This is a genomic window from Pirellulaceae bacterium (assembly GCA_019636385.1).
Taxonomy (GTDB): domain Bacteria; phylum Planctomycetota; class Planctomycetia; order Pirellulales; family Pirellulaceae; genus Aureliella.
Genome location: JAHBXT010000001.1, coordinates 1,144,767 through 1,166,032 on the forward strand (window position 1 = coordinate 1,144,767; position 21,266 = coordinate 1,166,032).

The 21,266-nt window shown below is 55.6% G+C and carries 15 protein-coding genes; 10 read left to right on the top strand and 5 right to left on the bottom strand.

The window, feature by feature from the left end; translation table 11 throughout:
• Nucleotides 1-262: 262 nt before the first annotated feature.
• From KF752_04400 to KF752_04425, 6 genes are all read left to right on the top strand, one after another.
• Nucleotides 263-1,195 carry a zinc ABC transporter substrate-binding protein gene (locus KF752_04400; protein ID MBX3420779.1) on the top strand — a complete coding sequence of 311 codons (933 nt, stop codon included), beginning with the start codon at nucleotides 263-265 and terminating at the stop codon, nucleotides 1,193-1,195.
• Complete coding sequence (locus tag KF752_04405) at nucleotides 1,195-2,046, top strand: ABC transporter ATP-binding protein (protein ID MBX3420780.1); 852 nt, start codon at nucleotides 1,195-1,197, stop codon at nucleotides 2,044-2,046. The genes KF752_04400 and KF752_04405 overlap by 1 nt, the downstream gene beginning before the upstream one ends.
• A 5-nt stretch (nucleotides 2,047-2,051) precedes the next feature.
• On the top strand, nucleotides 2,052-2,870 hold the full coding sequence (locus KF752_04410; protein MBX3420781.1) for a metal ABC transporter permease: 819 nt from the start codon (nucleotides 2,052-2,054) through the stop codon (nucleotides 2,868-2,870).
• 479 nt (nucleotides 2,871-3,349) lie between these two features.
• A complete protein-coding gene (locus KF752_04415) occupies nucleotides 3,350-4,201 on the top strand; it encodes a MotA/TolQ/ExbB proton channel family protein (GenBank protein ID MBX3420782.1) in 852 nt (283 codons plus the stop codon).
• Between the two features lie 116 nt (nucleotides 4,202-4,317).
• The gene (locus KF752_04420) at nucleotides 4,318-4,740 is read left to right on the top strand and encodes a biopolymer transporter ExbD (protein ID MBX3420783.1); all 423 of its coding nucleotides are present in this window, start codon (nucleotides 4,318-4,320) and stop codon (nucleotides 4,738-4,740) included.
• Nucleotides 4,741-4,746: 6 nt separating this feature from the next.
• Nucleotides 4,747-6,540: a terpene cyclase/mutase family protein gene (locus KF752_04425; protein ID MBX3420784.1), complete on the top strand. Its 1,794-nt coding sequence runs from the start codon at nucleotides 4,747-4,749 to the stop codon at nucleotides 6,538-6,540.
• 33 nt (nucleotides 6,541-6,573) lie between these two features.
• Here KF752_04425 and KF752_04430 read toward each other — a convergent pair whose 3' ends face one another.
• Nucleotides 6,574-7,650, bottom strand: coding sequence for a hypothetical protein (locus tag KF752_04430; protein MBX3420785.1), 1,077 nt, complete (start codon nucleotides 7,648-7,650; stop codon nucleotides 6,574-6,576).
• 336 nt (nucleotides 7,651-7,986) lie between these two features.
• Nucleotides 7,987-8,490 carry a Holliday junction resolvase RuvX gene (gene ruvX, locus KF752_04435; GenBank protein MBX3420786.1) on the bottom strand — a complete coding sequence of 168 codons (504 nt, stop codon included), beginning with the start codon at nucleotides 8,488-8,490 and terminating at the stop codon, nucleotides 7,987-7,989.
• Nucleotides 8,491-8,725: 235 nt separating this feature from the next.
• Here ruvX and KF752_04440 point away from each other — a divergent pair, with 235 nt between their 5' ends.
• Nucleotides 8,726-10,552 carry a hypothetical protein gene (locus tag KF752_04440; protein ID MBX3420787.1) on the top strand — a complete coding sequence of 609 codons (1,827 nt, stop codon included), beginning with the start codon at nucleotides 8,726-8,728 and terminating at the stop codon, nucleotides 10,550-10,552.
• Nucleotides 10,553-10,934: 382 nt separating this feature from the next.
• Nucleotides 10,935-11,846: an HDOD domain-containing protein gene (locus KF752_04445; GenBank protein ID MBX3420788.1), complete on the top strand. Its 912-nt coding sequence runs from the start codon at nucleotides 10,935-10,937 to the stop codon at nucleotides 11,844-11,846.
• A gap of 150 nt (nucleotides 11,847-11,996) precedes the next feature.
• Here the strand turns inward: KF752_04445 and KF752_04450 are convergent, their stop codons facing one another.
• Both KF752_04450 and KF752_04455 read right to left on the bottom strand, forming a co-directional pair.
• Entirely contained in the window at nucleotides 11,997-13,907 is a 1,911-nt protein-coding gene (locus tag KF752_04450) for a GMC family oxidoreductase (protein MBX3420789.1), read from the bottom strand.
• A 456-nt stretch (nucleotides 13,908-14,363) separates the two neighbouring features.
• The gene (locus tag KF752_04455; GenBank protein ID MBX3420790.1) at nucleotides 14,364-16,226 is read right to left on the bottom strand and encodes a hypothetical protein; all 1,863 of its coding nucleotides are present in this window, start codon (nucleotides 16,224-16,226) and stop codon (nucleotides 14,364-14,366) included.
• A 228-nt stretch (nucleotides 16,227-16,454) separates the two neighbouring features.
• On the opposite strand from KF752_04455, the gene KF752_04460 reads away from it, so the two are divergent.
• On the top strand, nucleotides 16,455-17,075 hold the full coding sequence (locus tag KF752_04460) for a DUF502 domain-containing protein (GenBank protein ID MBX3420791.1): 621 nt from the start codon (nucleotides 16,455-16,457) through the stop codon (nucleotides 17,073-17,075).
• Between the two features lie 178 nt (nucleotides 17,076-17,253).
• On the opposite strand, the gene KF752_04465 is transcribed toward KF752_04460, so the two are convergent.
• Nucleotides 17,254-18,834 carry a hypothetical protein gene (locus tag KF752_04465; GenBank protein MBX3420792.1) on the bottom strand — a complete coding sequence of 527 codons (1,581 nt, stop codon included), beginning with the start codon at nucleotides 18,832-18,834 and terminating at the stop codon, nucleotides 17,254-17,256.
• A 628-nt stretch (nucleotides 18,835-19,462) separates the two neighbouring features.
• Here KF752_04465 and KF752_04470 point away from each other — a divergent pair.
• Entirely contained in the window at nucleotides 19,463-21,262 is a 1,800-nt protein-coding gene (locus tag KF752_04470) for a GAF domain-containing protein (GenBank protein ID MBX3420793.1), read from the top strand.
• Nucleotides 21,263-21,266: the final 4 nt, after the last annotated feature.

Consider the following 21,266-nt stretch of genomic DNA (forward strand, 5'->3'; position numbering starts at 1 on the left):
ACTCTTATTGGAGGGTGGATCGGGAGGTCGCTGATTCTGACTTTCCGACCCTGTTTGTCGGGCCAAGCCAAGTTCGGACAGGCTGGTGAGCGGTTGATTGAATCACAACCCGCAGTGTTATCCAGGGAGCAACCGCCCCTGAGCCGCCTTTCGGGCTACGAATTTTCGGGGTGCCAGTTGGTCCAGGCATTACATCAACAGTCCGCTTGTAGGGGCGGAGAATTTGGCCGTTGACTGTTCACAAACGACGATGGGAAGAGCAATGCTCGTGAAGAGTGCCAGGGTATGTAGTCTGCTTATTTATGTAGCGCTTACAGCCGTCCTGGGCTGCCGTCCATCAGGCTCGGTCGGCTACGGAGTAGGGCCATCCGATACGGTCCCCGTCGTTGCCACCTATAGCATCTTGGCCGATTGGGTTCATCGAGTGGGCGGGGATCGCGTGCGGGTAACGACGTTGGTTGGCGTCGGTGGTGACACCCACACCTACGAGCCAACTCCGCAAGACAGTGTCGCGCTGACCAAAGCAGCTATTGTATTTGAAAATGGGCTTGAGTATGAAGGCTGGTTGGATGATCTGTTCCAAAGCAGTCGCAGCCAGGCTCGGCGCGTGGCCGTTACCCGCGATATTTCGCCGCGCAGGCAGCGCTGTCAATGTCACGATTCGGAGTGTGACCCGCACGTGTGGCATTCCATTGGCAACGCCATTAGCATGGTAGGTGTTATCGCCGACGAACTGTCCCAGGCCGACCCAGACCACGCAGCGGACTACCGTCGCCGCGCCCAAGAGTACACGCTTGAACTGAAAGAACTAGATTCTGAAATTCGCCAGTACGTTGATTCGATTCCTCAGCAAAATCGAACGCTGGTTGTTGGTCACAATTCGTTTGGCTATTTTGCTGACGACTATGGATTTCAAGTGCTCAGCCTGTTGGATTCATTTTCCAGCGAGGCTACCGACCCATCGGCGATGAAGTTAGGGTCGCTGATTCGTCGCATTCGCGAGCTGGAGTTGCCGTCTATATTTGCCGAGAACACGCTGGATGCCAAACTGACCGAGCAAGTCGCTCGCGAGGCGGGAGTCGGCGTGGTTGCAGCGCTGTATACGGACGCGCTGGGACCAGCCGATTCGCCAGCCGCAACGTATGTGAGTATGATGCGCCACAACGCCAAGACCATTGCGGAATCGCTGCGCTGATGAACCATTGCTGCCAAGGGGACTCTGATTCACTGCTGACTGGGCCCATTCGCTGTCCAGGGCAAGAGCCTGGGTGGCCCTATGGTGGTCGCGGGCATCGCGATCCCGTAGACGGATATCCCGCGCTGCAGGTCGAGGATCTATTTGTCAGCTACGAATTGACTCAGCAGCCCGCAGTGGCCGGTATCTCGCTGGATGTTCAAAGCGGTCAGCGCATTGCTTTGATCGGCTACAACGGAGCGGGCAAGAGCACGTTGCTCAAGGCGGCCGCCGGTTTGGTTCGCCCTCAATCAGGCACTGTCCGAGTTTACGGGAACGCTGTAGGTGCCTGCCACCATCGCACCGCCTACTTGCCGCAGCGCAGCGATATCGACTGGCAATTTCCCATCACCGTGGCCGATTTGGTGATGACCGGGCGCTATGTGCACCTGGGCTGGTTTCGACGGCCCGGCAGACAAGATCGACAGCACGTAGCGGTTGCCTTGCAGCGGCTGGGAATCGCAGACCTTGCCCAGCGCCAAATCTCGCGACTCTCAGGTGGACAGCAGCAACGGGTGTTAATCGCCCGCGCTCTGGTGCAGGGAGCTAGTCTGTTTCTGCTCGACGAGCCGCTCAACGCGGTTGACGAAGCAACGCGCGACATCGTCGATCAAGTATTGTCGGACCACGCCAGTCGCGGTGGTAGCGTTTTGGTGGCTACGCACGACTTGGGACGGTTGTCCGAATCGTTTGATGTGGCCATCTACTTGCAAGGGGGACGCATCGACAGTGTGCAAGCACTGCCCGGTGGTCGCTGCGCAGGACAGAAGTTCCCATCCGGCCAACGGCAACCGCGGTCGGTTCAGGACTGAAACGAATGAACCTGCTGCTGGAACCACTTGAGCACGCTTTCATGCGCCAAGCGCTGTTGGCCAGTCTGCTGGTGAGCATCACGTGCTCGCTGCTGGGCGTGTACATCGTGCTGCGACGGATGGCATTTTTTGGAGAGGCCATTGCACATACCACGATGCCTGGGTTAGTCATCGCCTATCTAAATCGCTGGAATTTGTTGGTCGGAGCCATCCTGGCCGCCGTACTGGCCGCGCTGGGGATCGGATGGCTGAGTCGTGGACAGCGCATGCGCGAAGACACCGCCATCGGAGTCGTCTTTACCGGCATGTTCGCACTGGGTATTGTGCTGATCACTCGCACCAAGAGCTATCGTGATTTTTCGCACATGCTGTTTGGCAATGTCCTGGGAGTCACTCCGTCGGACCTGTGGGGCATTGCCATCGTCTGTGGCGTCGTCTGCATCAGTTTGTGGCTGATCAGCAAAGAACTGATGCTCACCACGGTCGATCCGCTGCACGGCCAGACGATCGGGCTCAGCGCCCAGCGCTTGCGTTACATACTGCTGATTTTGCTAGCGCTGGCTGTCGTCACCGCCATTCAAGCCGTCGGCGTCGTCCTCACCACCGCGCTGATGGTCACGCCCGCCGCCACCGCCTCGATTGCGACTCGACAACTGCGTTGGATGTTTGTGTGGTCGGTCGTGGTCGCCTGTCTGAGCAGCATCGGAGGACTGTACGCCTCGTACTACTGGTCCGTCTCCAGCGGTGGCGCCATCGTGTTGGCCTGCACCCTGCTATTTGGCATCGTCTTCATGCTCGACCGCCTCCGCCCTCACGCAGCCTGAATAGCGAGAAGTCGCTTCAGAGGGTTGTATTTTGATAGCCTTTCAAGCCAAGCTTGCCTTGCGTTGAGTTCGCCAGGGAGTCTACAAACGACGTGCGCTGGTTGGTACCGCCAGTGCAGACGGTAGCCGATCCGAGTTTTCGACGGTGGCAGGGCGGTGTTTTGTACTGGCAGACCAGACGATGGCCGATATTTGGTTAGAGGTAGTTGCGGTTTGGGACAGGACAGCTTTCGTCGCTAAGTTGAGTGGAAATGGGAAGTTGCGCTATGAAATCTGTGCGAATTTCGGGAACGCCTGATGCGGTGTTGCCAGTGGCGCAGGTGCGTGGGTTCCGCCATGCTCGGGCCAGCGTAGCTACCGGACGGACGAGCGTAGCTACCAGAACCTGGCTGATTCTGGCGATTTCGCTGTGGCTCATCGTAACTCAGGGACTGGCCCAGGGGCAGCAGTACTTGGGCAATCGAGGAGCACCGCCTCCAATGGGCTATGGTCAACCCCAGAATTATCAGGCGCCGGTTAATGCTGGCAACTACGGAGGTGGGAATTTGCAGAATCAACCTGCGATGCGGGTGGCGGCCATGCCCGGACAGCCCACAACCAATCCACAGCCTTCCGGCGGCGCGCCCAGCCTGACCTCCGTAGAGTCTGAGTCAGACAAGATAGATACCAGCGGTCTGCTAAGCATCCTGCGTGCAGGCGGCAGCTTAATGTTTCCAATTCTCTTGTGCTCGTTCGTGTTAGTCGTGTTCATATTGGAGCGCCTGCTGTTCCTGCGACGCGGCAGGATCATCCCTAAACCTTTTGTGCGCGGGGTGATCGAACAACTCGAACAACAACAACTCGATCAAGAAGAGGCGCTGGCCCTATGCGAAGACAACGGCAGCCCGACTGCGGAATTGTTCACGGCGGCACTCAAACGCTGGGGCAGACCGGCAGTCGAAATGGAGCAGGCGGTGATGGATGCGGGGGCGCACATCACCAGCCAACTCAAAAAATACCTGCGGCTATTCAACGCCATCAGCAATTTAACGCCACTGCTCGGACTACTGGGCACTGTACTGGGGATGATCGACGCCTTCAATTCAATCGCTCAAGCCGACGCCATGGGGCGGCCTGAACTGTTGGCCAGCGGTATCGGGGCGGCCCTGCTGACAACAGCCTTTGGCCTGTGCGTAGCGATCCCGGCATACACCGCGTACGTCTACTTTTTGGGACGAACCGACAAACTCATTTTGGAAATGGATGCACTGGTTGCCAACGTGGTCGAGCTGACGAGTGCCGAAGCTCAGCAAAGCGCTCGGTCACGCAGCAGGTCGCGTAAGGCCGCCTGAAATAGAAGAGGAACGAAGCACCACTTTTCGTACACTGAGGTGCGCGCCAATAGGAAGATGCGCTCGCCTCAGTGGCGGGCGGACGCTGCCATCCAACCGTTGTTGAGAAGCCAACTATGCCACTGAAAACCAGTTCGCTGGAAGAGTTGCCATCGGTGAATCTGACGCCGATGATCGATGTGGTTTTTCTATTGATTATCTTCTTCATGGTAGGAACGCAATTTAGCAAGCAAGAGCGTCAGGTTGATATCCGCTTGCCAGGCATCTCTGGAACAAATGCCGCCAATGCTGCTCCGCAAAGACGCGAAGTGCAAATCGCTGCCAATGGCATGGTCTATTTAGAAGGTCAGCCAGTTACGTTGCTGGAGCTGACACGGCGACTGACGGATATTAAGCGACGCTCCCCCGATCTATCAGTGGCTGTGCGGGCCGATGCTCAGGCACGCCAGTTAGACGTGGTACCGGTCTTGGGGGCCATCAACAAGGCGGGAGTCACCAATATGGCGATGCTGGGACTGCAGAATGATCGGCTGCGGTAAACGACTATGTCTTGGGTGGACCCGATCTTCGAACGAACTTGGCAGGCGTGGGCTTATCTGACAACGCCGCGCGGGCTGGCCATCGCCAGCGGCATCGGTTTTGCGCTGCTGGCGATATTCTTTCTGCTGGCTTCGCGGACTCGCTGGGGACAATCCAAGCCATTGACCAAGTGCATCGTGCTTAGCGTGCTGGCGCATGTGTGGCTGCTGATGTATGCCGTGGGACACCGTCCGCTGTTACCGCAAGGCAATCCCAGCGGTAGCCAGCCAGCGATCATGCTGGTGTATGAAGAACCGATCGAAGAGATGGTACCTGTTTCAGCAGATGAATCCGAGGTGGAAAATCCGCCAGCGCCCGAATCGACCGCTGCTCACACGCCGACGGCAAGTCTTCCGGCTGCTGATGAGCTTACATTTGCAGATTTGTTGAAGACGATGGAGTTGTTGGACGCACCCACTAAGCCCAGCCAACCGGAGATTGCCTCAACTGAGGAGCAGCCAGTACCGGAGATGACCGAATTGGTTGACGCGACGCGCATCGAGCCTGATGCTGATGTGCCAGCGCCCACCACACCGATATCATCTGTCGATTCAACTGCTGCCCATGGAGCTGCAGCACCTGTCGCCGATGCGCAAACGGTGACAAATGTGCTTCCCCAAGTAGAGATTACTTCGCTATCAAGCCAATATCGACTGCGGCAGGCACCCAATCGACTACAAATTGCCAGCGCCTATGGTGCGGACGCGGATACCGAAGCGGCAGTGGATGCCGCGTTGGTTTGGCTGGCTGGGGCTCAGTCAGAAGATGGAAGCTGGAATGCAGCCCGGTTTGGTGGCGGCACAGAAACTCGAGTCTTGGGTGAAAATCGTTCGGGGACAGGTGGGCGAGCCGATACGGGTGTCAGCGGACTAGCGCTGTTGGCTATGTTGTCGGCTGGTCATACGCACCGCGACGGACCGTACCGCCAGGTTGTCGAGCGCGGGCTGACCTATTTGATGCAAGCACAAATGCCGTCTGGTGATCTGTCAGGTCCAAAGCAGATTGGTAACGACATCAGCGTTGTCAATGCACGCATGTATTGTCACAGCATCGCCATGTTGGCCCTGGCCGAAGCTTACGCGATGACCGGGGAACCGGCTCTGCGCGGCACGTTGCTCAAGGCGACAGAGTATTCGATCAAAGCCCAAGATTCGCGCGGTGGTGGCTGGCGCTACCAGCCGGGGGATCCCGGTGACCTGAGCCTGTTTGGATGGCAAGCAATGGCGCTTAGCAGCTTGCAACGCTCCGGAATTCAGATTCCACAAGAAGTCCAGTACCGCATGCGGCGATTTCTGGACTCGTGCGCGGCCGGACGAGGAGGACTAGCCAGATATCGACCGGGTGAAGGCGCTCCTTCGGAGACGATGACCGCAGAAGCCTTGGCATGTCGATTTTTGTTGAATTATCCGATTGCGACCGAAGCTCGCCGCGAAGCTGTTGATTTCATCACCCGCACCCTACCGGGCTCACAGCCTGATAACGTCTACTTTTGGTACTACGCCACGCTGGCTCTATTTCAACTGCAAGATGAGCACTGGTGGTCGTGGAATGCAGCACTCAAAGCGCGACTGCTAGAGACTCAGCAGCCCGCCTACGCCAGCCAACCAGGCAGTTGGAACCCCGACGGCATGTGGGGCGGGTATGGCGGACGCGTGTACTCGACGGCCATGAGCTGTCTGTGTTTGGAGGTCTACTATCGCTACTTGCCGCTCTATCAACATTCCAGCGTAGCTGGTGGCTTACGTTCCAGCAGCCGCTGACGCAGTCCGCCCCATGAAACTTAAAAACGCTATTTAAGGCCGGCGAATGATGAGCAGCAAGAAACAGGCTTCATCGTCCGGCAACGGCTCAAGCTCCAGCTCGGCAGGTCGCTGGCGATTGTTCGCACTGACCAAAGTCCCTTGGTAGGGAACAGATTGGAATTCAGGTGCCGCGCCGCTTTCGCGACTGTTATCAACAATAGGTACCGCCACCGATTGGCCGGCGGCAAGCTGCTGGCTGGAAGCGTTGGCCAGGGCTTGAATGAGCGATGCCGTCGGTGTTTCAAATGCCAGATCAAATCGGTAGTTGGGAAATGACTGAATATCCTTTTCGATCTCGGCCAGCGCCGCATCCAACACGGATGAGGGTGCGCTGATCAGATATAGTTGAGCGGCGGGCACTGGAATTTCGTCGGGCACCGTGTACCGCAGTTTGTTGATCGCGGTTTCGACTTCGGCATTGGCCTGAACCCCCTGCGCGATGTCGATCTTGAAGCGACTCAGTAGCTTGCGAATCGTATCGTCTTGAGCGGCAAATTGTGAAATCGATACGTCCAACACCATGGTTAGCGACAGTCGCAGATCCCGATTTGCGCCCGACGCCATGCGACCAGCGCTGATGGTTTCAGACGCGCGCGATGGTTGCAGCGGTAACTCTGGCGTCAGCGCCATATCGGTCGGCGAAGCGGTCGCGTCAGCACTTGCGTCTCGGTCGGCTTGACGCGCCAGAGATGGTGTCTGATCTAGATGCCGATGGTCTTGCTGTTGACGCTGCGGTATCCAGACCGCCAAGGCAATTGCCGCAGCTAACGCGGCCAGGACCATTACGCCTCGACGCAGTCGGCGACCTGTCGCAGCGTCGCTGCTGGCGGCACCACGAGTGAGGGTGGCGCAGGCCGCAATAACCTTGGACGAAAAATCGCTCGGCAAACCAGGACTGGGCAGCCGCGATAACTCGCGGAGCTCCGACCTGATACGCTGCAATTCTTGGAGTCGCTGCTGTACTTCTGGTTGTTTCAGGGCGGCATCAATCTGACGCTTTTCGTCGTCCGTCAACTGGCCGTCGATGAGGCCGGTCAACAGCTCGTCCACCCAATCGCCTACTGGCATTTCCCAAAACCCCTAAATCCCCACCCACTGCCGTCCACCCAAACTCGGGTGACGGCTGCTAAGACCACGCCCATTGGGCCAAAAGCCTTGCTTTCTTAATGTAAACCTGGAATGTCCCTGGCTGCTTCAACCTGTCGGTCCAATCTATGTTTGGGATGTTGTAGCGATCAGGAAAGTTCCAAGCGAGCTGAGTTTTTGACTTGCTAAGCAAATCTCCGTCCGCGTTTACAGCCACCCGACGGCGGAAAACAACAGTCTGCCGGGCATTCTCGATACTGTAACGCAACAACCCAACGAACCAACGCCCCACCCAAAATAAGTATTTCAGAGACCGATTTAGCTCCCCTCTTTCCACTTCGGACGATCTTCCAGCGAGCGGGGTAGGAGGGCATGACGCGACTCCAGGAAGTGCGTAAGTATCAAATATGCTGCCAAACCATCCAGACGCTTCTTCTTTTTTTGCGGGCTCCAACCGGTATCGTGCATGAGAGTTCGTGCTTCCCGCGAGCTGAACCGCTCATCACAAAAAGCGTAGGGAAGGGAGCTGATTTCTTGTAGCCAACCCGCAAACTGTCGAACTTCCTGAGACTTTTGGCTCTCCTGACCATCACAGTGAATAGGCAAGCCAATGATCCAACCCACAAGTTTCTCGGTGTGGGCCAATTCCAAAAAGTGTCTTGCGTCGAGCCTCTCATTGCGACGATTGTAGGTGTGCAGTGGCGATACAAAGCACTGCGTAGCGTCACAGATTGAAACTCCGATGCGGACGCTGCCGTAGTCAATCCCAGCCAATTTACCCTGGCTGGGAATCAAAGTGACAGGCTCGTGCGACTCGGACATGGTTGGCTGGCAGAATTGCTGAGGAATGAGGAATTAGGGCTGTTACACTGACCGGCAGCAGTAGCCAACTATCCGCCGCCGGGCGCCGGTAGCTACCGACAAATCGTGGAATTGATGGCACTTGTGAACAATGGTGGTATGATGAACGGCTATCGACGGCTTACAGCATCGTCGTAGTCAGGCTACTCGAAGGCATCGGTTGCTGCAATGCGCGGAGTCACGTGAGGTTTTTGATTTGTCTGATTCGAGTCAGCAAAAAATTGAATTCCGCTGTCCCCAATGTGGCAAGCGGCTGAAAGCCAAGTCGAAAGCCACTGGCCGCAGTTTAGCTTGCCCTGGTTGCGGCGCTCAGGTGATCGTACCGACGACGACTGACGATTGGCCCCTTGGTCAGGTACCTGCAGGCATCGAAGGCAACTTAGCTGAGGTTGAAACTGACCTGCATCCTATCGACGCGATGGCTTCCGATTCTAGTTCTGCAGAACCGCTGTTAGCCGAATTGCTATCGGACGATTCACGGACCGAGGATGCGGCCATTTCACAGGGTCAGCCCACGCCCGCAGCACCTCGACGAAGCGTTTTTGATGACGACGATTTAGTCTTGGAACAGCTACCGATCGACGATTTGAAGCATCGGCAGCAGACATCCAAGGAAATCCGGGACGACAAGGACGCTCAGCGGCGTCAGCGCACCGCAGCACAGCAACAGCGAAAAAATTATGACGTGCCAGCGCGCGATCCGTGGCTGTCTGCACACAAGCCGTCGGTGACTCCCCAAAACAACTCTCAGCATGGCAAAGACTTTGAGGCAGCCGTCGAGGAGTCTTGGCAATCGCTGGATGTTCCTGAAATTGGCGATCTAAGCGGGCTGCTGCCGGCCATGGGCAACTATCGTACGTCGTCAACATCAGCCGCCGATTCCAGCCCAGTTGAATTGATAGAAGACACGTATCGAATCGCTTGTCCGGTTTGCGGCACACTGCAATATGTGGCTGTGGGCAGACAGGGCGGCCAGACAAAATGCCCAGATTGCACCAGCATTTTTACCATCGCTGCGCCCCCGGCCAATTGGAAGCCCAGCAAGATACTAGCGCGGCACAATCAGTTGGACATGGCATCGCCACTAGCCGACGACGCTCCGATTCGCGAGGCCGACCGCGCGCGCCAACAACATACGCTCAGCATTCTTGAAAAGGCCGAGCAAGAATTAGCCTCAGAATCCGACCCAACACAGTTCAGCGATAACGACTTCGATACGCGCGCATTTGTGCAACGGACTTTTGGCTATTTGGCCGATCCGGTGGCCGTCGGCTACATGCTAGCCTATGCGTTGACCTTTGCGTTTGCGTATGGATTAATTCAGTATGGGATCAATAGCAACGACGGCGGCCAGGGTATGGGGAAAACCCTGTTTGGGATCGTTGTTGGCGCGATGATCTGCGGAGTTGTGGGCATGCCCATGACCAGCGCGGCAATTGCTTTGTTGGAGGCGGTGGCCAATCGGCAACATCGTGTAACGCAGTGGCCGAGTTTGAATGTGCTTGAAAACTTCGGCGATGTACTGAGCGTAGGCAGCGCCCTATTAGCCGCCGCGTTGCCAGGTTACTTGATTGGCATGTGGCTGGGCGGCGACCTGCCCGGTAGCGGTCGAATTCAGATTAGCGGAGCGATGTTTAGTTGCTGGCTGTTGTTTCCGGTGTTTTTGCTGTCGACCTTGGACAATGGCGGTCTGATGCAACTGATATCCACCGACGTTCTGCGATCGATCGGCAAGGCCGCAGAAGCCTGGGCTGGATTCTACCTGAAGATCATGATCGCTTTCTCCGGGGTCATGGTCTTATGGTTTCTGTTGCTGGGTGAGGGCAAATCGCCAATCGCTGCCGCCGTGGGCGGATTCCTGCTGCCGATACTGTACTTCTTCACCTTCCAACAGTTGGGAGCTTTGGCAGATGCCATCGGTGAATCGCTCAGCTTTACCGTGACCATCACCGACAAATCGGCGGATAGCGAGGTCGCCTCCGATATGGACGATGCCGAACGTGGCACGCAAACATCGGCATAAGGCGAGCGGCGAAAAAAACCTGCCACAAGCCGCGGTCATCAGACAGTGAAAACCCTGTTAGCCCACCACCACAGTGACGGTAACGACCAATTCGCCGCTCGCCTGTGGCCCGTCAGTTACCGGTGGACATTGCAGCGTCCTAAATTGACGAATACACCGACATTTCCGGGGATAGGGCTGTGACTATCGGCTGACCATGCTGAAGTCTGTCGGAGCGAGCCGTCAAGAATTGCTCATGGACGAGAATTGACCTAAGTTTTTAGCGATGATCAAGCCAAAGATTCTGCTGATCTGTGAGTAAAAACTGCCTATTCGCTTTGAAAATATGGGGCGGCTGTCAGCCGGACAGCATCCCTGCGCCTGAGCCACCAAGGGTTTTAGAATGTCAGCCATAGCCACCACCGACCACAAAATTTCGTTACAGGAAGTTCTGGATTCAGCTCAGTTGCCGGCGCTTCCCCAAACGGCGGTTAAGCTGCTGGAGCTGTCTCAGGACGCCAACAATGGGCCAGCACAGTTCGCCAGACCCATCGAGGCCGATCCAGGCTTGATGGGACAGGTGCTGCGTTTTGTGAATTCAAGCTACTTTGGTTTTTCGCGCGAGATTGCTTCGGTGCAACAAGGCTTGGCGCTGGTAGGTGTACGAACCATCAAGAATTTTGCGCTGTGGAGCGCAGTCTTTAGCTTAGTCCCCGACCCAAAGTTTGGACCATTCGACCTCAAGAAACTGTGGCAGGATTCGCTGCGCCGCGCCGTTTTTGCTCGGCTGTTGGGACGGAAGCTCAAGTTAGCTAATGCCGAAGACCTGTTCGCTGCCGCTCTTCTGCAGGATATGGCAATTCCGTTGTTGCTGAAAGAATTACCCGAACAGTATGAACAGCTCATCGAACGCCGTGGCAAGGAGCAGTTGCGATTGTCTCACCTGGAGCGCGATCTGTTTGGTTGGGATCACGCTCAGGCCGCTGCAGCGCTGGTTCGCAATTGGCGATTGCCGGAAGAATTTGCCGTATTGATCGAACGCCATCCGGATTTAGACGGCTTGTTGTCGGCGAAGCCTCCACTGTTAGATGCTGCTTGTGTGGCCATCGCTGCACTACTTCCTGCCTGTCAGGACACGCAATGGTCGGATCGCAGCCAATTCATTGCTGCCGTCCAGCAACTTGCATCGACAAACAATGATGGAATTTGTGCATTACTGAAGGACAGTGACGAGACGTTTGCTGACTTCGCGCCGCTTATGAAGTTACCGCCAGCCTCGGTGACGCTGGTCGAATGGTTCTCCGCACAGGCGTAAACAATCAGCGCCGCAGGCTGCTCTTCATCATCATAACCCCTTCACACCAGTGATGGTCCAGCGCGGGGCCTTATCACTGGCCCCTGAAGTGTTTGACCATCACTCTACAAGACTCGTGGATGGTCATTCAGAAACTGGGCACCCGGGATGTCAGCTAGACTGCGCCGCGAAGAACAGGTCAGATAGCTGTGGATCGTTGACGATCTTGTCGCTCGAGCGCTCGGCCAGCGCTGTGATTGTCAGCAGCGGATTGCAAGCCAATGAGGTTGGCAATATGGCACCGTCAATCACGTACAGGCCAGCATGCAAGCCACCGGTAATTGGGTCAAATACCTGTCCGCCGTCGTTGACGACACCGCGGGCGACATCGTCGGCCATTCCGCAGCCTCCTAAGGGATGCACGGAGACCATCCGATCACCGAACACACGTAAGAACTCGTATTGGCCGCCCAGTGCTTGAGCAACGCGGCTAAATTCCGCACGAATCATTTGCCGGTAAGGACTGTCCAACAGTCCTGGCCACAATACCTCCGCATTTCCATGTTCATTCAGCTCAATGCGACCTTCCGCACCATCGTGGCCCATACCCAACAAGACCAACGTCTGATCTAACCGGGGATTGCGCATCAATACTCCCAGCGCTGCGGTGTAGGCTCGCGGAGCAGCACCCTCCTGAATTAACAATCGCTCGGCTGGCGGACGATTTGGAAAAGTCAGATTTGTTTGAATCGTTGGGCCGACCGGATATCGCTCAGCGGGGTAGGCGCTATGCCCGGCAATACCGGTTGGAATTTGAGACTTGCGTACAAAACCCAGCGCATCGCCGTTACCCGTCCAGTTACATCCCAGGCGTGGCGAGAGGCTCAACCCATGACAGCCAGAACGCATCAGGATTTCCGTACTTCCCAAACTTCCCGCACCCAGTACAACCATTCGCGATGTCAGACAACCGGCCTGCGATTGAATTTGCCCATCAGGCAATTGAGTGTGAAATAGGCAATGGACCTCGTAGCCAAACTGAACTTTGCGCACAAACTGCACCTCAACTCCCGTGTACAGTTCAGCTCCAGACCGTTTAGCCAACGGCAAATAGTTCATTACTAAACTGTTCTTGGCGCCCACGTTGCATCCCATCAAACAGTCACCGCAATCGATGCAACCGCGTTGGAGCATTCCTTGCCGATTGACGATTGGTAGTGCATTGGCCGGACAACTGCCGGTCCTGGTGACAGTAATCGAAGCTGGTTGCCACTGTGCGCCACAGCGGCTGAGGTGTTGACCGGCCACTCGCGAGGCGATCATTTTGGGCGAATGATCGTACGGTTCTTGGCTCACGCCCAACTCATACTCGGCTCGGCTGTAGTAGGGATCCAATATTTCGCGGTGCCGCAAAGCCATGGGCCAAGCCTGCGGAAGAAAAACTTCCGCGTCAGGCCGGATAGCTACATTGGCGTTGATGAGTGATGTACCTCCCAGTCCACTTCCGCTGAGCACCGTGATTTCATCACACTGTCGCACATCAAACAGACCCGTAGCCTTATCTACTGTTCCACGGCGCGGGCCAAACAGGTTTAGTCGAGATTCGTCGAGCAATCCTGAAACTCGATCCGGAAACGTGCCCGGCACCCACTCACGGCCTCGTTCCAGAATGGCGATTCGCGTTCCAGGCAGGCGGCGTTGGGCCAGTCGCGCGGCCACCGTAGACGCACCGTATCCCGAGCCGACTATCAGCACGTCAAATTGCCAAGGAACTTGGCGAGCACAGGAGTGTGTCAGTTCCGACAGTGGCGAGGCCAAGCGACCGCCGAATTGACTGAGGCTACGCTGGTAGTCCTCCATGGCCCGTGATTTGTAAACCGATCCCCCCGAACGTTGCCGACCTGTTAGTTTGCCGAATGGATTTGCCGCCTGCGCAGTGGGTTTGGCCAGGGTGCCAAGCGCACCTGCCAACAAGGTCACAAATCCGCGCCTCTGAATCTCGTTTCCTACTCGACTGCGCTTGGTCGACTGGCGCGCAGGCACCGGCGGCTGGTCTACAGATTGGTCCGGCTTTGACTGCATAATATCCAGAGTCCTGCTCCCCAACGCTGACGCTGCTCGCTACATTGTTTATCGTCAGCCGCTAAACGCATAACCAATCCGACTGCTGAAACCGTCGCATTCTGGCTGATCGAAAAAGTCACTGCAGCTCAGTGGGCCAGACTGTGGGGTTGCCCACAGTAATTGAGAGTAATCTTGCAGACGATGAGTCTAGAACCTAGCGCGGAGCAACTTTTTTTAGAAATGGTTCCGACTAAGATTATGGGAAACCGATAGACTGTAATGGAAGCTATCGTACGTCAACCGGGAGTGCTTGACACTCGTTGGCCAATCTAATTGGAACGGGTCAGCCTCACCCCCAGTATGGGACTCGGGCGTATCCTGCTGGACAGGTGAGGCTGCCCTCTCCTTGGAGTCCACGCGCGGCCAACTGCGATTTCTTCGACGACTTGCACACCGGGTTAAACGTGTGCCTAGTTAAAGGCTCTCCCATACTTGGCCGATAACCATCGCCCGATCAGCGGTTGTTCCCGATGCTAGCGTTATACCCTCGTTGCCCTGGAGAATGATCTGGTAGATCGTCGCCAATTGCTCAGCTGTCAGGATCCCCTTAGAAGCGAAGAGCTTGGCGTGTGCCATGATTTGCAAACGATCCACGTCAGAATGGATTTGAGTGTGAATCTGCTTGAGTGCTGCTTTGTCTGTCATTTTGGGCAGATCCTCCAACACCAGAATTTGATCCAGCCTGGCAAAGATAGGTTCCACAGAAGCTTTGACGCTCTCCATCTCGTTCTCTTTCTTGAGCTGAATGGCGCGCTCGACGTCGGTATTTTTGAGCGCCCTGGAAGACGCGGCGACGACCTTGCCGCTGGGTAGCATGAATCGTAACTTGGTTTCATTGGTTACCAGGCCGGTACGGTTATTGCGCGAGGCCGACACATCGAATAGAAACAAGCCATCAACTTGTGCCTGAACGGCTCGGGACAGCAGCTCATTGGCCTTGCCTGTACCCAGGTAGACGAGTCCGGCGACAAGCGTTTGGCCGGCTTTAGTCTTGGGCACTTCCATGCCACCAAACTGACCGGTGTTGGCTCCGAATGCCATACCAGCGGGTTGCGCCTGGCCAAACCCCATACCCAGTCCACCAGGTATCTCTCCACCCGGCGGGTTGATACTCTGGCGCTTTAGCTGTACTTCACAGAACAATGTACCGAAATTCCCGGCGCTACGGCGTTTGCTGAACGCCGCCAGTAGCGCTTTGCCAAAGTCGCCGGTCAGGTCTTCAAAGGTCTCTAATTTTGACGTCGGGCCACCCTGCCCAAAACCTGAATCGCTTGCTAGCCCAGCGCCGGTAAATTGATTGATGCCGATCGGCCGCACATCGGTAACTTGATCATCGGCGGCCAAAACCACGCCTACGGCCAATCGAAGCTCAGTCGTCAGCCGCGGCTTGACATTAACAGCAAACGCATTGGCGGCCACCAAGTCTTCGGGTTTAGAAGTGTGCGGACGATACAATCGAATATGTTTTAAGTGCTCGTTGGCTTCAGCGTCATCGGTTGTCAACACGTGTGCAAAATAAAATCTGTCAGCCTGTTGCCGATCAGCTTCCTTGTAGGCCGCCACGGCGCGGGCCAAGTAGCTGTCCTGTGGCTCTGACCCCAAGGAACCGCGCACTAAGTCGATCACTTGCGCTTTGAGGTTGGCATCCGGTTGAATTGAACTCGGAGGCGGCATGCTGCCATCTTCCAACGCTGATACGACCATTTTCCAGAGCGGTGCCGAGAGCTGCATATCAGCGGTGATTCCATCGAGTCGTAGTTCACCTTTGGCCTGAGCGCTACCATGACAGCTGACACAGTTTTGCTGCACGAAGCTAACTGCACTGCTAAGATCACCTGATGCAGCAACGCTACCAACGCCAAATGGCGTGCCATCTAACGATAATCCGCCGCTAAAACCACTAGGCAAACCGGACTGTTGGACAGTGCCAGTGCCGAGACCTTGATCAAAGAATCCGCTGGATTGATTGAGGTTGCTCATTCCATCCAAAGACATGCCAGCTGCATTGCCGTCCTCGCTGTAAGTTGGCTGCGCGGGGGGCGCTGATGCTTGTGCTTCTAAATTCTGCTGGGCTGCCAATGCAGCAAAGGCGTCCGGTAGCGGTGGGGGCGGGGCGTTGACTACAGGCGGTGGCGGTGCCACAGCCTGTGTATTATCCGCGCCATCACCGCTGCCGCAGCCTGAACTGGATGCCAACAACAGGACTGATAAACACAAGGGCATCCGCTGGTTGCCGACGGCCGGCACAGCGGGCTGAAAGATCATTTTGGAAAACATCGACAGGTCTCCGAAATACGTCACATTCGAGCGCGTTTTTTGGCTGCGGCTTCTCTCAGGCATTATGCTCGCGAGTCCCGCTGTTGTCGAGCATTGACCCGCCGTCGTATGGTCATCGGAAAAAAATCTATAATGCTGTCTGTTACACTGGACCGAGACAGAGTCGTCAGGTCCTATTTAGCGCGAACTTGACAAGTAACTGTCGCATAACCCGAATTGGATTCGACGATGGAAAGCCTAGTTCACCGGTGGCGCAATCACTTAATACGCTCGTTTGTAGCTGGCATCGTTGCCCTACTGCCAATCGCCGGGTTGATTGTGACGGTGGTCTATTTCGAGAATCAGGTGGCAGGTGGTTGGCTCAAGCAACAGGGCTTCTATTTCTTTGGTTTAGGCTTGGTGATCTTGTTGGTATTGGTGTATGGGGTGGGCCTCACAGTATCCACCTTCGTCGGCCAGTGGCTGTGGCGCCGGGTGGATCGCCTCCTGGTTCATCTGCCGATACTTGGCAGCTTGTATCAAACTGTAAAACAGATAGTGGGGTATGCAGAAGGTCCAGGTGGATTATTTCAAAGAGTTGTGTGGGTGCCCGCCATCCAGCCTGGTCGATTTGAAATCGGCCTGGTGACCATGGAGGCCTGTGCGGCCAGCCAACAGCGGCTGGTGGTATATGTGCCCACAGCACCAACCCCCACCAGCGGTCGCCTGGTTTATCTGGAACCCGATAAAGTACAGGATTGCCCAATGACCGCCAGCCAAGCGATGCAACTATTGGTTTCGCTGGGCACGTTATTGCCAGAACAGGCCGACGCTGCACATAATCCAGCATCTTACAAAGACCAGGTTTAGCCAGACAGTGGAAGAAATTATCGACATTACGACGAGTGCCAGTTAAGTTCTGTTGCATCCACCGCCGTCAGGCGGTAGCTGCCGCCTTGCCTCAAAAACATGAAGCCAGCGTTCTGGTGAACGCTGGCTTCGATTTGAAGACGCAACTTACGTGCATGTTCCGCAGGTCACGTGGCGACTAGCAGCCACCGCAGCTCTTGCGAGCGCGGCAACCATGCTTACGGCCACAACCCTTGCTGCAACCACAGCAAGTATCAACCTTAGCACCGCAGCCACAGCAAGCGCTAACGGCACCGCCGCAGCCAGAGCTGCAAGGAACCGTAATTTCTTGAGGAACCATGACGCACTTGCGAACCTGGACTTCCTTTTGAACTTGAACCGGAACGCAGACGGTGTAGTCTTCGGTCTTGGTTTCGGGAACTTGGTCGCAAACGGTTACCGTGTACGACTGCTCTTCTTGAACTTGGTCGTATTCAGTTACCGTGTACTCGCGAGTCTTTTCCTGAGGGACACACACGGTTACCTGTCGTTGACGGGTTTCGGTTTGCAGGCTGCATTGAGAAACCATTCGCGTACGAGTCTCAGTGCGATACTTGGTTACTTGACACTCTTGAGTCCGTTCTTCTTGACGGCACTTCTGTACCGCCACTTGACGAGTCTGAGTTTCTTGACGGCACTTCTGAACCTGTACTTGGCGAGTACGGGTCTCAGTGGTGTAGCGCGTTACTGGCACCGTGCGCGTGCGCGTTTCGGTACGGCACTTGGTAACGTTGTAGGTATAAGGAACTTCGACTCGCTGAGTGGTATAAGTCGTATAGGGAACCTGTTCGGTAACGATGTTAGGCACCCAGACGCGACGGGTAACGGTAGTTGTGCATGGAGCACCACAACCGGCAGCAGCCACGCCACAGCCACCGCATGAGCTAGCTGGAGCTGCACAACCGCAAGAGCTGGCGCAGCCCCCGCATGCCTTGCGGCAACCAACGCGACGACCGCAGCCACGGCCACTATCGCAAGTGCTGACACTGCAACTGCTAGCTGCAGGCACTTCAACGGTCTGGCACTGATAGCTGCCCATGTCACGGCAAACGGTGCGATGTTGAGTCACAGGCACTCGCTGGCATTCAATGCGAGTCGCATTGACAGTCTCGGTATAAGGCACTTGGACCTGATAGCTCTGCTCCACTTGCTCTGTCACAGGCACACACACGGTGTACTGTTGCTCCACCGTTTCAGTGTACGGCACGTTTACTGTGCAACTTTGCTCAACCATTTCGGTGTAAGGCACGTTCACAGTATAAGTGCGAGTTTGCGTTTCTTGATAGGGAACGCAAACCGTGTAAGACTGTTCGACCTGAGTCATAACAGGTACCCGCACAGTGTAGTCCTGGGTCTGAGTCGTAGCGACCATCTCCGTGTAGGTTTGGGTCTTCGTCACTTGACGAGGTACGCACTTGGTTACCGTCCGTGTACGAGTCTCTTCGCGCGGAACGCTCTTCATCACCGTGCAGGTGCGCTGACGAGTTTCCTGCTGCATTTGCGTTACTGTAACCATTTGGGTTTCTGTAACGTACTGAGGTACCATCACCGTGCGTGTGGTATACGTCGGGCCACATCCACAGCCACCATCGGACACAACTGCACCGCAGCCACCTGCTGCTGGTGCCGACCCGCTGCAACTACTGCATTGGGCCTGGACAGAACTAGCGGCTAGGGTAGCCACTAATCCCATCAAATAAAAAAATGGGCGAAACTTCATGAGGATCTCCTCTCGAGGAATTAACTGTGGCCGAAGTGGCCAGCCCGGGAACTCCCTAAAGCAACGTGCTTTAGGGAAACAACGTTGTATTGATTACTTCACCTGGGAAAAGCCATCGCCCGCGAGCGCGTTGGGGGCAGGCAAATGCACTTCCTGCGAGATAAAGTGGGCTCATAAATTTTGGTCTGAGCCAGAGTCTAGCGTACAGGCAACGATTTTCGAGGGGGTGGCGTTATATTTCCCGCATTTTTTCCAGACTACCAGGCAAAAATAGACGAGCGGGACGTTGCCTCAAAAAACCACCACTTCGGAGGGTTTTAGAGATACCTCCACCACCTAACTGGACCGCCCAAATTGGGCCGATCTTCCGGTATCGCCCCGTTTAATCGCTTATTACATCTGCAGGCGTTTGTCCGCTCGCCTGGTAGCCGTGCTACCGCCAAGCGGCCTACCTTTTTTAGGATTGACAGTAACCCAAGAACCGAATCGTTAGTGGTTAAGGAACACCTGTCGCCACCAAACAAGGCAGGGGAAACCGACATCCGCACAATTGCCACACATCCTTTGATGTTGCTGTGGCCCGGTGACACTCCTATGATTAGCCTAGTCACCTTGGAGCCATATGGCCATGTCTCAGACACACCTACCCGTCGATCCCGCTACGGCACCTAACGCCGCCATCGATCAGCCCACACTTAGCAGTGTAACTCAGATGTCGCGCAAAGTACTGATGCTGAGATTGGGGCAATCTAAATTGCCTAGCTCGGACAACAATCTGTTTAATCGCAATTCGGTAGCCGTGGATTCTGTCGGTTCACAGGTAGCAGCCGTAAGTCGCCTTGCTCAAGGTGGTTATATGGGCGTCTATCTAGACGGTGCCGATGCTGAAGCCAACAGTAGCATCATGCGACTGCTGCAGTCGGATCGCATCCTCAATGGGATGCCCGAAGGCGTCGCCCTGGTCAACGAGAACACATTAGTCACTTGGACCAATTCATGTCTCCGCAACTGGTCGCCGCTGAGTGAAATCGTCGGTCAAAATTTCTTTTCAATCTTTGGCAACTCCCATATTCTGGGGCCAGATTTTTGTCCGTTCAACACGGCGCTGGTAACCGGCAAATCCAGCTCCTGTACGTTGCGAACTGAAGACAACAAGTACTACCAAGTGCACGTAGCCCCACTGGTGGATGCCTCCACCGAAGACGCTGCCTTGGTAGCTACCGTGAGTGATATCACGGCCGAGATCGTCCAGCAGCAAAAGCTGGCCGCTATCCATCAAGCCGGACAGGAGCTTACCGATCTAAAACCCGACGAAATTTTCGCCATGGACACGCAGGCGAGAATCAATTTGTTGAAAGACGACATTCGCCGCTGTACAGCCAATTTACTGAACGTCGAAGTGATTGAGATTCGGTTGCTGGAGCAGAGCAGCGGCAATCTTGTGCCTCTATTGAGTGTCGGTATTGATCAGGCAGCCGCCGATCGCAAGCTGTTGGCCAAACCTCAGGGATACGGTGTGACGGGTTACGTAGCGGCGACAGGCAAGAGTTACCTGTGCGAAGATGCCAGCCAAGACGAACTCTATTTACAAGCCTTTGAGGGCGGTGCCAGTTCGATGACCGTGGCTATCATGTTGCACGATACGGTCATCGGCACGATCAATGTCGAAAGTAACGTAAAACGCGCCTTCAATAAGTCAGACCTCCAGTTCTTGCAGATATTTGCGCGGCATGTCGCCGTTGCCTTGAACACATTGGAACTGCTTGTAGCCCAGAAGAACAATGCGGCGCAGCAAAGCTGTGAGGCCATTCATAGTGCGGTCGCCTTGCCGGTCGATCAGATTCTGAACGACGCCGTGAATGTTATCGAAAGACACTTGGGTGCCTCGGATCCCGAAATTGTTCAACGCCTGCAGAACATCCTCACCAACGCTCGCAATATTCGTCGGGTGATTCAAAACGTTGGCCAGCGCATGGCACCGCTGGAAGCGTTGCCCGCTGGTTGCACCCAGCAACTGCATGATCGGTTAGTCGGCAAGCGCATATTGATTGTTGATCCGGACATCCAAACGGTCTGCGATGCACATGCGCAATTGGAGCGCTTCGGCTGTGTTGTCGAATCAGCGCATAACGGGGATGAAGCGGTTAGCATGTTCCGCAATAGTGGTTTAGATCGCTCATATGATGTGGTCATCGCGGCGATCTCTCTTCCGGATTACAGCGGCTACCAGTTGATGTTGCGACTGCAAAAACTGGTCAACCCAGTTCCACTGGCTCTGATGACCGGCTTTGGCTGGGATCCGGGTCATACCATCGTCAAGGCGCGCGAAGCGGGGTTGCCACCCAAGGCCTTTCTGTACAAGCCCTTCAAGCTGGTGCAGATTCTGTCTGCGATTGAAGCCGTGTTGGATTACACTAAGGCCAACTAGGCTC

What these genes read in the sequence shown, in the direction of transcription:
- KF752_04400 (MBX3420779.1), top strand. Translation starts at nt 263, where the DNA reads ATGCTCGTGAAGAGTGCCAGGGTATGTAGTCTGCTTATTTATGTAGCG.
- KF752_04405 (MBX3420780.1), top strand. Translation starts at nt 1,195, where the DNA reads ATGAACCATTGCTGCCAAGGGGACTCTGATTCACTGCTGACTGGGCCC.
- KF752_04410 (MBX3420781.1), top strand. Translation starts at nt 2,052, where the DNA reads ATGAACCTGCTGCTGGAACCACTTGAGCACGCTTTCATGCGCCAAGCG.
- KF752_04415 (MBX3420782.1), top strand. Translation starts at nt 3,350, where the DNA reads ATGGGCTATGGTCAACCCCAGAATTATCAGGCGCCGGTTAATGCTGGC.
- KF752_04420 (MBX3420783.1), top strand. Translation starts at nt 4,318, where the DNA reads ATGCCACTGAAAACCAGTTCGCTGGAAGAGTTGCCATCGGTGAATCTG.
- KF752_04425 (MBX3420784.1), top strand. Translation starts at nt 4,747, where the DNA reads ATGTCTTGGGTGGACCCGATCTTCGAACGAACTTGGCAGGCGTGGGCT.
- KF752_04430 (MBX3420785.1), bottom strand. Translation starts at nt 7,650, where the DNA reads ATGCCAGTAGGCGATTGGGTGGACGAGCTGTTGACCGGCCTCATCGAC.
- ruvX (MBX3420786.1), bottom strand. Translation starts at nt 8,490, where the DNA reads ATGTCCGAGTCGCACGAGCCTGTCACTTTGATTCCCAGCCAGGGTAAA.
- KF752_04445 (MBX3420788.1), top strand. Translation starts at nt 10,935, where the DNA reads ATGTCAGCCATAGCCACCACCGACCACAAAATTTCGTTACAGGAAGTT.
- KF752_04450 (MBX3420789.1), bottom strand. Translation starts at nt 13,907, where the DNA reads ATGCAGTCAAAGCCGGACCAATCTGTAGACCAGCCGCCGGTGCCTGCG.
- KF752_04455 (MBX3420790.1), bottom strand. Translation starts at nt 16,226, where the DNA reads ATGTTTTCCAAAATGATCTTTCAGCCCGCTGTGCCGGCCGTCGGCAAC.
- KF752_04460 (MBX3420791.1), top strand. Translation starts at nt 16,455, where the DNA reads ATGGAAAGCCTAGTTCACCGGTGGCGCAATCACTTAATACGCTCGTTT.
- KF752_04465 (MBX3420792.1), bottom strand. Translation starts at nt 18,834, where the DNA reads ATGAAGTTTCGCCCATTTTTTTATTTGATGGGATTAGTGGCTACCCTA.
- KF752_04470 (MBX3420793.1), top strand. Translation starts at nt 19,463, where the DNA reads ATGTCTCAGACACACCTACCCGTCGATCCCGCTACGGCACCTAACGCC.